Here is a 13,947-nt window from a genome sequence, read left to right on the forward strand (position 1 = left end):
GATGAACGGAGTGGATATGGAGCTGGGCGACACCAATGCGGCGGCCCTCCGAATCCTCGTGGTCGAGGACGAGGCGCTCATCGCGTTGGAGCTGGAGTGCCTTCTGGACGATCTGGGGCACGTGACGGTGGGCGTCGCCGGCAACGCGGCCGAAGCCATCGCGATGGGGCGCTCCACCGCGCCGGACGTCGCCCTCGTGGACATTCATCTGGTCGACGGACCCACCGGCATCGAGGTGGCCCGGGCGCTGTCGGCGGACCGGCGCACCACGGTGGTGTTCATGACCGCGAACGCCAAGCGCATCCCGGAGGACTTCGCCGGGGCGATCGGGGTGATCGCGAAGCCCTATTCGGAGCGGGTCGTGGCCAGCACCCTCGATTACGTCGCGGATCGCCGCGCCGGCCGGCGCGAGCCCAGCTGTCCGGACGGCTTCTCCCCGGCTCCGGCCTGAGGCCCTCCACACCGCTCTGAAATCCCCGGAGTCGCGACTGTGCGGCTCGCCTAGCCCTTGCCCGCCCGCTCCCGCTTCAGCCGATAGAGCGCGTCCAGCGCTTCCCGCGGCGTCAGCGCGTCGGGATCGATCGCGTCGAGGAGCGCGCCGAGGGGGTCCTCGGGCGGCGGCTCCGGCAGCGGCGGCGGAGCCAGGGCGGCGAAGAGCGGCAGGTCGTCGATCCGCGCGCGGGCGGGGCGGCCCCGCTCCGCCTTCTCGAGGCTCTTGAGGATCGCGCCGGCCCGGGTCACGACGCTGCCGGGCAGGCCCGCCAGCCGCGCCACCTGCAGGCCGTAGCTCCGCTCGGCCACCCCGGGCACGACCTCGTGCAGGAACACGACCCCGTCCCGGTGCTCGGCCACCTTCAGCGTCGCGTTCTCGAGCCGCGCCAGGCGGTCGCCCAGGGCCGTCAACTCGTGGAAGTGCGTGGCGAAGAGCGCCCGGCAGGCATTGGCCTCGTGCAGATGCTCCAGGCAGGCCCAGGCGATGGAGAGACCGTCGAAGGTCGCGGTGCCGCGGCCGATCTCGTCGAGGATCACGAGCGAGCGCCGGGTCGCCTGATTCAGGATCGCGGCGGTCTCGACCATCTCGACCATGAAGGTCGATTGGCCGCGGGCTAGGTCATCGGCGGCGCCGACCCGTGAGAACAGCCGGTCGACCCGCCCGATTCGCGCCTCCGCGGCCGGCACGAAGGCGCCCATCTGGGCGAGTACCGCGATCAGCGCGTTCTGGCGCAGGAAGGTCGACTTGCCGCCCATGTTGGGCCCGGTGATCAGCCGGATCCGTCCGCGGGTGTCGCCGGAGAGATCGCAATCATTGGCGATGAACGGCTCGCCCGCGTGTCGCAGGGCCGCCTCGACCACCGGGTGGCGGCCGCCCATCACGACGAAGCTCAGCGAATCGTCGACCACCGGCCGCCGCCAGTCGAGTTCGACCGCCAGTTCGGCGTGGCTCGCGGCGACGTCCAGTCCTGCGAGCGCCTCCGCCACCTCGGCGACGGGCTCGGCCCGCGCGAGCACCCGGGCGGCGAGATCGTCGAACACCGCGCCCTCCAGGGCGAGCGCGCGGTCGGAGGCACCGGAGATCTTCGATTCCAGCTCACCCAGTTCGACGCTGGTGAAGCGCATCGCGTCCACCATGGTCTGCCGGTGGACGAACTCGCTCTGGAGGCCCTTGAGGCAGGCCTCGCCCACGGATTGCGGGACCTCGATGAAGTAGCCCAACAGGTTGTTGTGCTTGATCCGCAGGGTGCGGCACCCGGTCTGCTCGGCGTACCGGGCCTGCAGGGCCGCGATGACCTTGCGCGAATCCTGGCCGAGGGTTCGCGCCTCGTCGATCTCGGGGTGGTAGCCCGCGCGGACGAAGCCGCCGTCGCGCCGGCTCAGCGGAAGCTCGTCGGCAAGGGCCGCCGACAGGGTCGCGATCAGGTCGGGATCGGCACCGGACAGATGCTCGCCCAGACGGGCGAGATCCTCCGGCAGATCCGGCACGGCCGCGAGGCGTGCCCCGAGATCCGCCGCCACCGCGAGACCGTCCCGGATGGCGGCGAGGTCGCGGGGACCGGCCCGGCCAAGGCCGGTCCGCGACAGGGCGCGGGCCAGGTCCGGCGACCGGGCCAGGGCATCGCGCAACGCACCGCGCAGCCCCCGATCCTCGACGAGATGTGCCACGGCCGCGTGACGCCGGGCGATGGCGGTGAGGTGGGTGAGCGGGCCGGCGAGGTGCTCGGCCAGGAGCCGCGCGCCGTTGGCCGTCACGGTTCGGTCGATCGTGGCGAGGAGGCTTCCCGCGCGCTCTCCCGACAGGGTGCGGGTGAGTTCGAGATTCGCCCGCGTCGCCGCGTCGATGGCGAGCGTCGCGCCCGCATCCTCCCGGGTCGGGACCGCCAGGGGCGGCCTCGCGGCGAGCTGCGTGCGGGCGATGTAGAGCAGCGCCGCGCCGGCCGCCGCGATCTCGGCCCGACTGAACTGACCAAAGCCCTCAAGGGTCGAGACCCCGAACTGCTCGCGCAGACGCCGCTCGGCGGCGGCGGGCTCCAGTTCGGCCTGGGCCAGCGGTACGATGGCGGCCCGGCTCTCCTGCCAGATCCGGGCGAGGGCCGGATCCGCATGGATCGCCTCCGACAGGACGATCTCCCGCGGGTCGTGCCGGGCGATGGCGCCCGCGAGGTCGCCGCCGGCCACCTCGCTCAAGGCGAAGCGGCCGGTGGAGATGTCCACCGCGGCAAGGCCGTAGGCCACCGCCCCCTCCCCGGTCTTGCGGCGGCCGATCGCCAGCAGGAGGTTGGCCCGGGCCGGGTCCAGGAGCCGGTCTTCGGTGATCGTGCCGGGCGTGACGAGGCGCACGACCTCCCGGCGCACCACCGATTTCGGCCCGCGTTTCTTCGCCTCGGCGGGATCTTCGGTCTGCTCACAGACGGCGACACGATGATCGAGGGCGATCAGGCGGTTGAGGTAATCGTCCGCGCGATCGACGGGCACGCCGCACATCGGGATCTCGGATCCCGCATGCTTGCCGCGCTTGGTCAGCACAATGCCGAGCGCCCGGGACGCGATCTCGGCATCCTCGAAGAATAGCTCGTAGAAGTCGCCCATCCGGTAGAACAGCAGGCAGTCCGGATTGGCGGCCTTGATCTCGATGTACTGCGCCATCATGGGCGTGGCGCCCACCGGATCGAGGCCGGTGGCGTGCGTCGTGTCGGCGGCGGGGCGGACGGCGGTTCGGGCCATGCCGCCTCTTAGCAGAGCGCGGGCCGCAAATCAGGACGCGGGCACCGAGGCGGCTGGGGAGAAGCCGCCTCGATGGTGGATGGCAGCGGTTCCGGCGCGCGGAACGGCCGGTCCTCAGTAGCGGGGGCCGTTCGTGGTGTTGCCGAGATTCTGCTGGTGCCCGCGGAGGGCGGGGTTCTTCGCGTTCGGGTTGCCGTGCCGATGCGTGTTCATGCGGCGCATCCGGCGCTCATGACGGGTGGTGCGATGCCGATGCATCCGATGGTGGCGATGCATGACGACGTGCTCGACCAAACCGCCTTCGACAAGGCCGGGTTGCGGCATCGCGGGCGCGGCCTGGGCGGCTGCCGTGCCCGCGACAAGACCAGCCGCGAACAGGCCGGCGGTCAAAAGCGTGCGAAAAGACATGATGTGCTATCTCCGATCCGCCCTCATGAGCGACAACCTAAGGGCTGCTGGATTGGAATGTTCCACGGCAATTTAGAAAAATAGACTTTGTCCCAATAGGAAATCATGGATTATCGGGTGCTCTGATCCGTACGCCCGATGAACGAAGGCAGCAGTGATCAGAACTTAAAGGCGAGATTGAATATCTGATACAATCTTGTCGTGCGTTGACGCCATCCCCTGCGCGACAGGTTGATGCGCGCCCGGGACAGGACCTGTCCGCGGTCCCGCTCGCTCCGATGATCTCAGGTGACGAAGACCTTTTCCGGTCGGAGCAGGTGCTCAGGCCAGGAAGCGCTCAAGATCCGCGGCGATGGCGGCCGGCTCCTCGTGCGTCAGCCAGTGGGATGCGCGCTCGTACCAGCGGATCCGGCCGTCGTCGCAGAAGGCGAGGCTCGACTGCGCGAGTCCGGCTTGAAGGGCGGTGTCCCGCTTCCCCCAGAGGATCAGTGTCGGCACCCGGACCCGGGGCGGTTCGGCCCGCTCCAGCTGGACCAGGGCGCGGTACCAGTTGAGCATCGCCGTCATCGCGCCGGGCTGGCGCCAAGCCGCGACGTAGCGTTCGAGGTCGGCCGGCGCGAAAGCGCCCGGCCGGCTGGTTCTCACCAGGGCATGCCGCAGGGCGCGGCACCGGTCGGCGGTGAGCAGCCGCTCGGGAAGTCGGGGAAGCTGGAATAGGCCGACATAGACGCTGCGGAGCCACTGGCCGGGATGATGCCACATGTAGTCGCCGACGATGGCGGGGTGCGGCGCGTTGAGGATGGCCAGGCGCTCGATCCGCGCCGGGTAGAGGCTCGCGACCCACCACGCGACGAGTCCGCCCCAGTCGTGGCCGACCAGCCGCACGGTCGGCGCGCCGCAGGCGTCGGCCAGGGCCACCACGTCGGCCGCGAGCCGGTCGAGGTGATAGGCCGACCGACCCTCCGGCTTGTCGCTGAGCCCGTAGCCGCGCTGGTCCGGCACGATCACGCGGAAGCCGGCCTCGGCGAGGGGCGCGATCTGGTGGCGCCAGCCGTACCAGAACTCCGGAAACCCATGCAGCAGGATCACCGCCGGCCCCTCCGCAGGCCCCGCCTCGGCGACATGCAGGGTCACGTCCGGCAGTGCGATCCGGCGAAAGCTGACGCCTGTCACGTCCATATCGGGCGAGGCTCCGTCACGACGCGGGCGCGCGGCGCTCAGAACCCGAGCGTGGCACAGGGGCCCGCCTCGGGCGACAGCTGGTCCCGGAGACGATCCGGCGTCGTCCGGGTCAGGAGGCACAGCAGCACGAAGGCCGCCCCCTCGAGCAGGCCTCCGCCGGCGGGTAACGACATCGCAGTGCTGCCGGGAGCGAAAGCGCGTCCGTCGATCGGCTTCGAAGGGATGTGGGTCATGGTCATGTGCTCCGCGTGTCTCTCTCGGGAGATCGGCGCGCGGCGCGCCGGGTTACAGGGTCCGCGGTCGCAAGCGTGCGGTGCCGCACGAGGACCGATCAGCGCACCGGGTCGAGCCAGCGCGCGAGCGCCCCGCCCGAGATGCCCGCGCGGGTTTCGCGGTACCCGAGTTCGGCGGATTCCTCGAACCGCGACCACGCCCGGAGATCGATTCCGGACAGCTGGGGCTTCAAGACGGCCGTGGCATGGGCCGCGGCCATCAGGCTCTGGGCATCGCTCGACACGGTGGCGGCGCGCAGCAGCAGCGGCGCGAGGCCCGGCATCGCCAGGGGCGAGCCGATCAGCTTGCGCATGAGCCGGCCGCTCCATCCCCGCGTCGGCATGTCCTGGAAGGCTCGGTCGCTCCCGACATCGACGGCCAGGACCGGCCCGCGCTCCATGTCGGCGGCGACATCGGCCGGCAGGTTGTTCATCATGCCGCCATCGACCAGGACACCCTCGTCGCAGAGGACCGGCGGCAGCAGGCCGGGGATCGCGATGCTGGCCCGCAGGGCCTTCGGCAGGTCGCCCGACCGGTGAACCATCGTGTTGCCGGTGGTGAGGTTCGACGAGACGCAGAAGAACGGCAGCCACAGATCCTCGATCCGCGCGCCGCCGTAGCGCGCGGCGAGGCCGGCATCGACCTTGGCGCCGCGAGTCAGGGCGTGGAGCGGCAGCGTGTAGTCGTTGATCGGGTTGCTGGAGGCGAAGAACGCCTCGGTCTGCGCGTGGATCTCCGCCGTGCTCCAGCCCATCGCGAGGCTCGCCGCGATGATGGCGCCCATGCTGGTGCCGCCCACGAAGTCGGGCGCGCAGCCGGCCTCGTCGAGGGCCTTCAGGACTCCGAGATGGGCTAGCCCCCGCGCCCCGCCGCCGCCGAGGACGAGGCCCCGGGCCGTGCCGCTGACGAGCCGGGCGAGGCGCTCGAGATCCGCCGGGCGGTCGTCACGCAGCTGAATCCGCAGGGCCGCCCGCAGGGCGGCCACCGCGGGATGCAGGGGCTTCGGGCGCCGCGCACCGGCATCCTGCCGGACCACTAGGTCCATGCGGATCCAGTCGGAGCGCACACGCTTCAGGTAGGCCGCCGCCCCCGGCCGCGGCGGCGCGTCCGGCTCGGCCAGCAGCAGCACGTGGTCGCCCCGGCGCTGACTCTGCCGGCACCAGGGACAATCGATCTCGCGCGCGGCCAGGATCGTGCGCGCGTTCCGGCCCTCGAACTCCTGGAACCACGATTCGTCGGCCCCGTCAGGCCAGTCGGTGAGGCAGCTGGTCTCCCCCGGCAGGAGCGCGTCGAGGGCTGCGGCGAGCCGCGGCGCGAGCGCGGCCGGGTCGGGACCCTCCGTTACCGCGAGGATCGTGAAGACGCGCGGCGCGTGGTGCAACGAATAGCCGTCGTAGATCGCGCGGATGCGGTCTGCCAGCATGCGGGCGAAGTAGAGGAGCGTGTGCGGATGCTCGGCGATGACCGCCTCGAAGGCTTCGCGGGTCAGCTGCAGACAGTGCGAATCGCGGAGCGCCATCACGGTGGCCGCCCGCGGCGCATCCGATAAGAGGGCCATCTCGCCGAAGGTCTCGGGTGGCCGGAGGCGCGCGAGCCGCGTCGGCTTCCCGTTGTGATCGCGCGCCGAGACGCCGATCGCCCCCGAGACCAGGGTGTAGAGCGCATCCCCCCGCGCGCCCTGCTCGAACAGCGTGTGGCCGGCCGGGACGGCGAGCGGCACCATGCGGGCGCGCACCGCCTCGATCGCGGCCGCGTCGAGCCCCGCGAGAAAAGGGATCAGGGGCGTGCTCACGCCGTCACCGCCGGATCAGCCGGATGGCGCGGACCTCCCACCGGGCATCGCCGCATCGTCCCCCGTCCTTCCTCTCGCCCGCCGCCCGTCAAATCATAGTCCACCGGCCGCCCGTCGTGACCGCGTGCGGCATCTGAAACCCGAAACTCTTCGCGCCGCGGACGCCATCCGCTACAGGCGGACGGAAATTGGACCGGGAGGACGGCATGTCGAGGGCGGATCGGATCGCGATCGTGACCGGGGCGGGGACGGGCGTCGGCAAGGCCGCCGCCCTGGCGCTCGCCGGCGGTGGCTGGACCGTCGTGCTCTCCGGCCGCCGGCCGGCCCCCCTGGAAGAGGTGGCCGCCCAGATCGGCGATCGGGCGCTGCCGGTGCCGACCGACGTGACCGACCCCGCGTCGATCGCCAATCTCTTCGCCCGCACGCACGCGGCGTTCGGCCGCCTCGACCTCCTCTTCAACAATGCCGGCATCGGTGCACCGGCGGTGCCCCTGGAGGATCTGCCGCTGGAGACGTGGCGACAGGTGGTCGACACCAACCTCACGGCGCTGTTCCTGTGCACGCAGCACGCCTTCCGTCTCATGCGCGACCAGGACCCCCGGGGTGGGCGGATCATCAACAACGGCTCGATATCGGCCCACGCCCCCCGGCCGAACTCGATCGCCTACACGGCGACCAAGCACGCGGTGACCGGCCTGACCAAGGCGACCTCGCTGGACGGGCGCGCCTACGACATCGCCTGCGGCCAGATCGACATCGGCAACGCCGACACGCCTATGGGCGGCAAGATGAAGGCCGGCGTGCGCCAGGCCGACGGGTCGCTCCGCGCCGAGGCGGTGATGGACGCGGACCATGTCGGACAGGCGGTCCTGACGATGGCGAGCCTGCCGCTGGAGACCAACGTGCAGTTCATGACCATCATGGCCACCAAGATGCCGTTCGTCGGACGCGGCTGAAGGCGCGAAGGACGCGGGCATCGCGACGCTCGCCTCCGCCCCATAAGACGCGACAAGAGACGCAACACGAGACGGAGACGGTTGGAGGCGATCCCTCGAACTGAACTCTCTCGCCCTGAAATGACGCGCCACAACCGGCTGGCGCTGCGGAAACCAGTGGCGTTTCCGGCGCCGGCCCCGGGCCCGCCGACGCCTGGCCTCCCCGGGCAGGGGTACGCTGTCCGGCAGGGTCTGCGCGGACCGGCACGGCTCATCCAAAGACCTGCGTTTTGAGCCTCGATGCGCCCGCACGCGATTGACGGCCCGCGCTATAACTCATACAAATCAGGCGCCGAAGAACGGCTGGGCTCAAATCCGGTCGCCGTGGGGAGAAGACAAGCGCCCGGCGCGCCGACTTCGATCAGACTGACCTCAAGCTGCTGGCACCTGCTAAGTAAAAAGCACATGCCGTCTCGCATAGTTAATAATAAAAACGCGTCGATTGTCGATGTCATGGCAAATAGCCCCTTTCAGATGCGCAACGACAACAGCTATTGATGGCTTTTAACCTAGCAATAGCGAAATCATCGATCCTTTGATCCGGATCGGGATCTGTGTGATCGTCCGGATTTCTAGAACAAGAACGGCGGGGGGATTATGTTCGGCAAGCACACGATTCGGAAATTTTTCTTCGGAGCTGCCCTCTTGAGCGGCTTGGCCGCACCGCCCGCGCAGGCGGCGGGCGGTGATCCGATCGGTGTGGCCATGCCCACGAAGTCGTCCCAGCGCTGGATCGACGACGGCAACAACATCGTGAAGCTGCTCAAGGCCAAGGGCTACAAGCCGGACCTGCAATACGCCGACGACGACATCCCGACCCAGCTCGCGCAGATCGAGAACATGCTGACCAAGGGCGTGAAAGTCCTGGTCATCGCCTCGATCGACGGCACGACGCTCAGTGATGTACTGGCGAAGGCAGCGGAGCGCGGCGTGAAGGTCATCGCCTACGACCGCCTCATCAAGGGAACAGCGAACGTCGATTACTACGCCACGTTCGACAACTACAAGGTCGGCGTGCAGCAGGCGACCTCGATCGTCGATGGGCTCGGGCTGAAGGACGGGAAGGGGCCGTTCAACATCGAGCTGTTCGGCGGCTCACCCGACGACAATAACGCCTACTTTTTCTACGACGGCGCGCTGTCGGTGCTGCAGCCCTACCTCGACGCCAGGACGCTGGTGGTGCGCTCGGGCCAGTTCGGCATGGACAAGGTCTCGACCCTGCGCTGGGACGGGGCGACCGCCCAGGCCCGCATGGATAACCTGCTCTCGGCCTATTACGGCACCGCGCATCTCGATGCCGTGCTCTCACCCTATGACGGCATCTCCACCGCTATCATCTCGTCGGTGAAGAGCGTCGGCTACGGCTCGGGCACCATGAAGCTCCCCGTGGTCAGCGGCCAGGATGCCGAGCTGCAATCGGTCAAGTCGATCATCGCGGGCGAGCAGACGGCGACGATCTTCAAGGATACGCGCGAGCTGGCCAAGGTGACGGTGGCGATGATCGACGCCATCGAGGGTGGCCGGCAGCCCGAGATCAACGACTCGAAGACCTACAACAACGGCAAGAAGGTCGTGCCGTCCTACCTGCTGACGCCGGTGATCGTCACCAAGGCCAACTGGAAGGCGGCGCTGGTCGACACGGGCTACTACACCCTCGACCAGCTCAAGTGACCGCTGCCGGGCTGCGGCCCGGCCCCCTCCGACCCGCGCCCGCCCGCCGGCGCGGGTTTCGACCGTGACGACCGAGCCGAAGAGCGCGCATGCAGCCCGTCCTCGAAATGCGGGGCATCTCCAAGACGTTTCCCGGCGTCAGGGCCCTCAACGACGTCAACCTCACGGTCGAACCCGCCGAGATCCACGCCCTGGTGGGCGAGAACGGCGCCGGCAAGTCGACGCTGATGAAGGTCCTGAGCGGCGTCTACCCGCACGGCTCCTACGAGGGCGAGATCACCTACGAGGGCCGACCCGGGCACTTCCGCGACATCTCCGACAGCGAGCGCCTCGGCATCGTCATCATCCATCAGGAACTCGCTCTGGTCCCCTACCTGTCCATCGCCGAGAACATCTTCCTCGGCAACGAGCCCGCACGCTTCGGAATCATCGACCAGAACCGGGTCTACGCCCGCGCCCGCGAGCTGATGGCGCTGGTGGGGCTCGACGAGGATCCCGACACGCTGGTGACCCATCTCGGCGTCGGCCAGCAGCAACTCGTGGAGATCGCCAAGGCGCTCTCCAAGAAGGTCAGGCTGCTCATCCTCGACGAGCCGACCGCGAGCCTCAGCGAGACCGACAGCGAGGCGCTGCTGCGCCTGCTGCGCCGCTTCAGGGCGCAGGGCATCGCCTCGATCCTGATCTCGCACAAGCTGAACGAGATTTCCCAGGTGGCTGACCGGATCACCGTCCTGCGCGACGGCACCACCGTCGAGACGCTCGACTGCCGGAAAGCGGCGATCGACGAGGACCGCATCATCCGCGGCATGGTCGGCCGCACGATGGCGAATCGCTACCCCGTCCGCGAGCCGCGGATCGGCGACCTGCTCCTCGAGGTGCGCGACTGGACGGTGCGCCACTCGGTCCATGCGGACCGGGTGATGGTGCACAACGTCAGCCTGAACCTGCGCAAGGGCGAGATCGTGGGGATCGCCGGCCTCATGGGATCCGGCCGGACCGAACTCGCCATGAGCCTGTTCGGCCGGTCCTACGGCCAGGGCATCGGCGGCAGCGTCCGCATCGACGGTGTCGACGTCGACGTCTCCTCCATCGACCGGGCCATCGCGGCGGGCATCGCCTACGTCACCGAGGACCGCAAGCAACTGGGCCTGATCCTCGGCGAGGACATCGCCAAGAACACGACCCTGGCGAACCTGCCTGGCGTGTCCACCGCCACGGTGATCGACACCGACGCGGAGCACCGCATCGCCAGCGACTACCGCACCAAGATGCGCATCCGCTCCTTCGGGGTGGCGCAGCAGACCGTGAACCTCTCGGGCGGCAACCAGCAGAAGGTCGTGCTGAGCAAGTGGCTGTTCACCGGCCCCAAGGTGCTGATCCTCGACGAGCCGACTCGTGGCATCGACGTGGGCGCCAAGTACGAGATCTACAGCATCATCAATGAGTTGGCCGACGGTGGCCGGGGCGTGCTGGTGATCTCCTCCGAGATGCCCGAACTCCTCGGCCTCTGCGACCGGATCTACGTGATGAACGAGGGGCGCTTCGTGGGCGAGTTCCCGCGCGCCGACGCGAGCCAGGAAGCGATCATGCGCGCGATCATGCGCTCCAAGGACGTGAACGGATGACCGACATCTCTGTGAGCAAGCCCATGATGTCCCCGACCGAGATCCTGCCCGGCGCCCAGGCCGGTGGCGAGCCGCAGGCGCGACGGGGGACCTTCAAGACAGCGCAGCTGCGCGAATACGGGCTCGTCTTCGCGCTGGCGGTCATCACCGTGTTCTTCGAGTACGCGACCGGCGGGGTGCTGTTCCAGCCGCTGAACCTCACCAACCTGATCCTGCAGAACAGTTACGTCGTCGTGATGGCGCTGGGCATGCTGCTGGTCATCGTGGCCGGCCATATCGACCTGTCGATCGGATCAGTGGTTGGCTTCGTGGGTGCGCTCGCGGCGCTGCTCATGGTGCGCTTCGGGTTCGATCCGCTGACCGCCACGGTCGTGTGCCTCGCGGTAGGCGCGGCCATCGGCGGGTTGCAGGGCTACTTCGTGGCTTACCTCGCCATCCCGAGCTTCATCGTCACCTTGGCGGGCATGCTGGTCTTCCGTGGGCTGACGCTGGCGCTCCTCCAAGGCGCCTCGATCGGCCCCTTCCCGGAGGTGTTCCAGCTCCTCGCCAAGGGCTTCCTCACGAACTTCGCCGGCCCCTGGACGGCCCTCCTGAGCGCCTCCCTGCTCACGGCGATCCTGGTCGGCCTGAATTGGCGGCGCCGGCAGGTGCGGCTCAGGAACGGCGGCCCGGCCGATCCCCTTGCGACCTTCATCATCCGCAACGGCGTGACCGCGATCGTGATCCTCGCCTTCGCCTACCAGATGAGCGCCTATCGCGGCCTGCCCAACGTCCTGCTCGTGATGTTCGTGCTGGTGATGCTCTACCGATTCGTCACCACCCGGACGACGACCGGGCGGCGGATCTACGCGCTGGGCGGGAACATCAAGGCCGCGCGGCTCTCCGGGATCAAGACCGAGCGGCTGACCTTCCTGACCTTCGCCAACATGGGCGCGCTGGCGGGGCTGGCGGGCATGATCTTCGCGGCGCGGCTCAACACCGCGAACCCGAAGGCCGGGGTCGGATTCGAGCTCGACGTGATCGCGGCCTGCTTCATCGGGGGTGCGTCGGCGGCCGGCGGCATCGGCAAGGTCTCGGGCGTCGTGATCGGCGCGTTCATCATCGGCATCATGAACAACGGCATGTCGATCCTGGGGATCGGCGTCGACTATCAGCAGGTGATCAAGGGCGTCGTCCTGTTGGCCGCCGTCTGCCTGGACGTCCACAACAAGAACAACCGGCACTGATCGGGGCTGGAGCGGACGGCGACGCGTCCGATCGCCGGGCACCTCCTCCAGTTGCCGCAGGCGATGCAGTCGCGAGCCGGCGACCCCGGGGCGGCAAAGGTGCCGGACGCCGTTTCTCCCGACCGATCGCGGCGGTGGGGCCGTCGACGAGGCCACGATCGCGGCAGAGATCGGCGCACGGAATCCCAGCGTTTCCCGCTGAAGACATCGGTGGCTCCAACCAATCCGTCCTTGCGAGCGGAACGAAGCGATCCACGCGGCGCCAAACCACTCGAGGTCGCGCTGCGCGGGTCGCTTGGCTTCGCTCGCGATGACCGTGGGAGACGCCTTGACCGAAGCGTTCAACCGGCAACCGTATCAGCCAGGCTCAATCACTCAGGACGCGGCCGGGTGTTCCCGACGGCGGATCAACGAGCCGACCGCCGAAGCCGACAGACGGGATTCCGGGCTGCGAACAGGCAAGCCCCGCCATCCGGCTTCGCCCGAACCGTTCGGAGACAACGGCCCGGTCAATGGCCGAGGTCGTGCCCGAATGAGCCGGCGTCAGGTCTTGCGCGCGACCGTGAATCGGGCGGCATCCCGCAGGATCCGGGCGCCCTCTCCCCAGGACGAGACCGCGTCCTCGCAAACGCCGACGAGGCGGTCGCACTCGGCCCGGGCGCCGTCGATGCCGAGGCGGTCGACCAGCGTCGCCTTGCCGGCATCCTTGTCCTTGCCGGTGGCCTTTCCCATTGCTTCGGGCGAGGCTTCCCGGTCGAGGATGTCGTCTGCGATCTGGAAGGCCTGCCCCAGAGCGAGGCCGTAGCGCAGCAGGTTCGCCCGCTGGCCCTCGTCGGCACCGCCCACGATCGCGCCGGCCTCCACCGAGAAGGCCAGGATGGCACCGGTCTTCATCGCCTGCATCCGCAGGGTGTCGTCCACGTCCATGTTGGCCGCGCCGAAGCGTCCCTCGGCGGTGAGGTCGAGGAGCTGGCCGCCGACCATCCCGCCGAGGCCGGAGGCGCGGGCGAGACCGAGCACGAGGTCGGCGCGAATCCGAGGATCCGGCTGCCAGGCCGGATCGGCCACGATCTCGAAGGCCAGCGTCTGGAGGGCGTCGCCGACCAGGATCGCGGTCGCCTCGTCGTAGGCCTTGTGCACGGTCGGCTTGCCGCGGCGCATGTCGTCGTCGTCCATGGCGGGCAGGTCGTCGTGGACGAGGCTGTAGCAGTGGACCAGCTCGACACCCGCGCCCGCCGCCAGGGCGGCGGCCTCGGAGCCGCCGAGCATCCGGGCGGTCTCGATCGCGAGGAACGGGCGCAGGCGCTTGCCGCCGCCGAGCACCGCGTGGCGCATCGCTTCCATGAGGCGCGGCGGCCGGTCGATTTCGCCGGGGCCGATCGTCGGGCCGAGGCGCTCGACCAGGAAGGTTTCCACCGTCCCGGCGACTTCCGTCAACCTGTGGGTAAAATCGACGGCGGGCTGGCCTGGCTTGACCGAACCGGTCGGTGCCTGCGTTGAGGGGGTCGGGGTCATCGGGCTTACGTCCGGTCCTGGCCTTGCGGAAACCAATCGAT

11 protein-coding genes are annotated in these 13,947 nt (G+C 69.2%); 5 read left to right on the forward strand and 6 right to left on the reverse strand.

The window, feature by feature from the left end; translation table 11 throughout:
• Nucleotide 1 precedes the first annotated feature (1 nt).
• Nucleotides 2-451 (forward strand): response regulator, encoded by a 450-nt coding sequence (locus tag MMSR116_RS27455; RefSeq protein WP_010684082.1) that lies wholly within the window; start codon nucleotides 2-4, stop codon nucleotides 449-451.
• A 50-nt stretch (nucleotides 452-501) separates the two neighbouring features.
• Here the strand turns inward: MMSR116_RS27455 and mutS are convergent, their stop codons facing one another.
• From mutS to MMSR116_RS27480, 5 genes are all read right to left on the reverse strand, one after another.
• Nucleotides 502-3,219 carry a DNA mismatch repair protein MutS gene (gene mutS, locus MMSR116_RS27460; protein ID WP_010684083.1) on the reverse strand — a complete coding sequence of 906 codons (2,718 nt, stop codon included), beginning with the start codon at nucleotides 3,217-3,219 and terminating at the stop codon, nucleotides 502-504.
• A gap of 114 nt (nucleotides 3,220-3,333) precedes the next feature.
• Nucleotides 3,334-3,627 carry a hypothetical protein gene (locus MMSR116_RS27465; RefSeq protein WP_051072188.1) on the reverse strand — a complete coding sequence of 98 codons (294 nt, stop codon included), beginning with the start codon at nucleotides 3,625-3,627 and terminating at the stop codon, nucleotides 3,334-3,336.
• A gap of 321 nt (nucleotides 3,628-3,948) precedes the next feature.
• Complete coding sequence (locus MMSR116_RS27470; RefSeq protein ID WP_010684085.1) at nucleotides 3,949-4,806, reverse strand: alpha/beta fold hydrolase; 858 nt, start codon at nucleotides 4,804-4,806, stop codon at nucleotides 3,949-3,951.
• A gap of 38 nt (nucleotides 4,807-4,844) precedes the next feature.
• Nucleotides 4,845-5,042 carry a hypothetical protein gene (locus MMSR116_RS27475; protein ID WP_010684086.1) on the reverse strand — a complete coding sequence of 66 codons (198 nt, stop codon included), beginning with the start codon at nucleotides 5,040-5,042 and terminating at the stop codon, nucleotides 4,845-4,847.
• A 98-nt stretch (nucleotides 5,043-5,140) separates the two neighbouring features.
• A complete protein-coding gene (locus tag MMSR116_RS27480) occupies nucleotides 5,141-6,874 on the reverse strand; it encodes a patatin-like phospholipase family protein (RefSeq protein ID WP_039893279.1) in 1,734 nt (577 codons plus the stop codon).
• Between the two features lie 206 nt (nucleotides 6,875-7,080).
• Here MMSR116_RS27480 and MMSR116_RS27485 point away from each other — a divergent pair, with 206 nt between their 5' ends.
• The 4 genes from MMSR116_RS27485 to mmsB all read left to right on the forward strand — a co-directional run bounded on the left by MMSR116_RS27485 (nucleotide 7,081) and on the right by mmsB (nucleotide 12,391).
• Nucleotides 7,081-7,830, forward strand: coding sequence for an SDR family oxidoreductase (locus MMSR116_RS27485; protein WP_010684088.1), 750 nt, complete (start codon nucleotides 7,081-7,083; stop codon nucleotides 7,828-7,830).
• Nucleotides 7,831-8,466: 636 nt separating this feature from the next.
• Nucleotides 8,467-9,540, forward strand: a complete 1,074-nt coding sequence (gene chvE / locus MMSR116_RS27490) for a multiple monosaccharide ABC transporter substrate-binding protein (protein WP_010684089.1) — start codon at nucleotides 8,467-8,469, stop codon at nucleotides 9,538-9,540.
• Between the two features lie 89 nt (nucleotides 9,541-9,629).
• On the forward strand, nucleotides 9,630-11,165 hold the full coding sequence (gene mmsA / locus MMSR116_RS27495) for a multiple monosaccharide ABC transporter ATP-binding protein (protein ID WP_010684090.1): 1,536 nt from the start codon (nucleotides 9,630-9,632) through the stop codon (nucleotides 11,163-11,165).
• On the forward strand, nucleotides 11,162-12,391 hold the full coding sequence (gene mmsB, locus MMSR116_RS27500) for a multiple monosaccharide ABC transporter permease (RefSeq protein ID WP_010684091.1): 1,230 nt from the start codon (nucleotides 11,162-11,164) through the stop codon (nucleotides 12,389-12,391). Before mmsA ends, mmsB begins: the two co-directional genes overlap by 4 nt.
• 543 nt (nucleotides 12,392-12,934) lie before the next feature.
• Here mmsB and MMSR116_RS27505 read toward each other — a convergent pair.
• Complete coding sequence (locus MMSR116_RS27505; RefSeq protein WP_010684092.1) at nucleotides 12,935-13,906, reverse strand: polyprenyl synthetase family protein; 972 nt, start codon at nucleotides 13,904-13,906, stop codon at nucleotides 12,935-12,937.
• Nucleotides 13,907-13,947: the final 41 nt, after the last annotated feature.

The sequence above is a fragment of the Methylobacterium mesophilicum SR1.6/6 genome (assembly GCF_000364445.2).
Taxonomy (GTDB): Bacteria; Pseudomonadota; Alphaproteobacteria; order Rhizobiales; family Beijerinckiaceae; genus Methylobacterium; species Methylobacterium mesophilicum_A.

Bases quoted from the DNA above. Each gene is read 5' to 3' on its own strand.
- MMSR116_RS27455 (WP_010684082.1), top strand. From the start codon at position 2: ATGAACGGAGTGGATATGGAGCTGGGCGACACCAATGCGGCGGCCCTC.
- mutS (WP_010684083.1), bottom strand. From the start codon at position 3,219: ATGGCCCGAACCGCCGTCCGCCCCGCCGCCGACACGACGCACGCCACC.
- MMSR116_RS27465 (WP_051072188.1), bottom strand. From the start codon at position 3,627: ATGTCTTTTCGCACGCTTTTGACCGCCGGCCTGTTCGCGGCTGGTCTT.
- MMSR116_RS27470 (WP_010684085.1), bottom strand. From the start codon at position 4,806: ATGGACGTGACAGGCGTCAGCTTTCGCCGGATCGCACTGCCGGACGTG.
- MMSR116_RS27475 (WP_010684086.1), bottom strand. From the start codon at position 5,042: ATGACCCACATCCCTTCGAAGCCGATCGACGGACGCGCTTTCGCTCCC.
- MMSR116_RS27485 (WP_010684088.1), top strand. From the start codon at position 7,081: ATGTCGAGGGCGGATCGGATCGCGATCGTGACCGGGGCGGGGACGGGC.
- chvE (WP_010684089.1), top strand. From the start codon at position 8,467: ATGTTCGGCAAGCACACGATTCGGAAATTTTTCTTCGGAGCTGCCCTC.
- mmsA (WP_010684090.1), top strand. From the start codon at position 9,630: ATGCAGCCCGTCCTCGAAATGCGGGGCATCTCCAAGACGTTTCCCGGC.
- mmsB (WP_010684091.1), top strand. From the start codon at position 11,162: ATGACCGACATCTCTGTGAGCAAGCCCATGATGTCCCCGACCGAGATC.
- MMSR116_RS27505 (WP_010684092.1), bottom strand. From the start codon at position 13,906: ATGACCCCGACCCCCTCAACGCAGGCACCGACCGGTTCGGTCAAGCCA.